At 78.5% G+C, this 1,247-nt stretch carries 1 protein-coding gene and 1 pseudogene; one reads left to right on the top strand and one right to left on the bottom strand.

The features are described 5' to 3' along the window. Positions 1–703: HAAS signaling domain-containing protein (locus GPJ59_RS36285; protein WP_445271895.1), on the bottom strand; the 703-nt coding region annotated here is incomplete at its 3' end. A gap of 97 nt (positions 704–800) precedes the next feature. Here GPJ59_RS36285 and GPJ59_RS38295 point away from each other — a divergent pair. Further along, positions 801–1,247: pseudogene (locus GPJ59_RS38295) on the top strand (DNA-binding protein); the annotation flags it as partial.

Here is a 1,247-nt window from a genome sequence, read left to right as displayed (position 1 = left end):
GCTCGGCGCGCCGCTTGCGCAGGGCGCGGACCAGGGTCCGGGCCGCGGCCGCCGCCGGCTTGGGCTTCGACGGGTCGGACGCGCCGGACCCGGCCCGGGTTCCGGACCCGGACCCGGACCCGTCCGCACCTTTCGCCGCGGCCCCGTCCCCGTCCTCGTCCTCGTCCCTGTCCGCCTCGGGCGGCCGGAACTCCGGGTACTCGATGCCGCCCGCGAAGCCCTCGACCTCGATACGCGGGCGGGCGCTCCCGTACGGGCTCTTCGACACCCGCCACCAGTCCGGCTCCGGCCCGCCGTCCGCCGGCCCTAGCTCGTCCAGCCCCGCCATGTGCGGCGGGGCGCCCCCGGAGCGCTGCGGCGGCACGGGCGGGGGCTGCTTGCGCAGGGGGTTGCGGCCCCGCTGGACGGGTACGGACGGCGCGGCGGGCTCCGCGGGCGCCGGGTGCCGCGCGGCCGACGACGCCGAGCGGGCGGAAAGGGCCGCGTGTTCGTCGAGGATCTGCTCCGGCGTGCCGAGCCGGTCGAGGATCTGCCGCACGGACGCCTCGGTCTCCGGCTCGAACCGGGCGCGCCGCCGGTCGATCTCGTCCCGCAGCCCCGCCACGAGCCGCATCCGGTCGCCGGAGGGCATCTGCCGGCGCTGGGCCAGATCGCCGACCTGGCTCAGATACGCGTAGACCAGTTGGTCGCTCTCGATCCCCACGCCCGGCTCCTCCCGTACCGCCCTCCCGTACCGCCTTCCGAAAGGTAGCGCGTGCGCCCGTGGAGCGGCCGCGGGCACAGCGGATAACGTTGGCCGGATGGCGACGGGCCGAGGCGACCAGGAGGCGAACGTGGCTGAGGCAAGCACCGCGGGGAGCGCGGCCCCGCGCTCCCTCGCCGAGGCGCTGCGCGCCCGGGACGACGCGTCGCTCGGCGCCCTGCTCCACTCCCGGCCGGACCTGCTCAGCCCGGTGCCGGGCGACATCACCCAGCTCGCCACCCGGGCGGGGACCCGCGCCTCGGTGGTCCGCGCCCTGGACCACCTCGACCGCTTCGCCCTCCAGACGGCCGAGGCCCTGGCCGTGGCCCCGGACCCCTGCGACTACGCCACCCTCGAAGCCCTCCTGACCGGCACGGATCCCCTGCCGCCCACCGCCGGCACGGATCCGCTTCCGCCCGCCGCCGGCACCGCCGCGGACCCCGCCGCCCCCGAGGCATCGGCCGCGCCGACAGGCGCCGCGCCCGGCGGGACCGGGGGGACCGGC

The organism is Streptomyces bambusae, assembly GCF_019400985.1.
In the GTDB taxonomy this organism is placed as follows: domain Bacteria; phylum Actinomycetota; class Actinomycetes; order Streptomycetales; family Streptomycetaceae; genus Streptomyces; species Streptomyces bambusae_A.
This window is presented reverse-complemented; position numbering and strand designations above follow the sequence as displayed.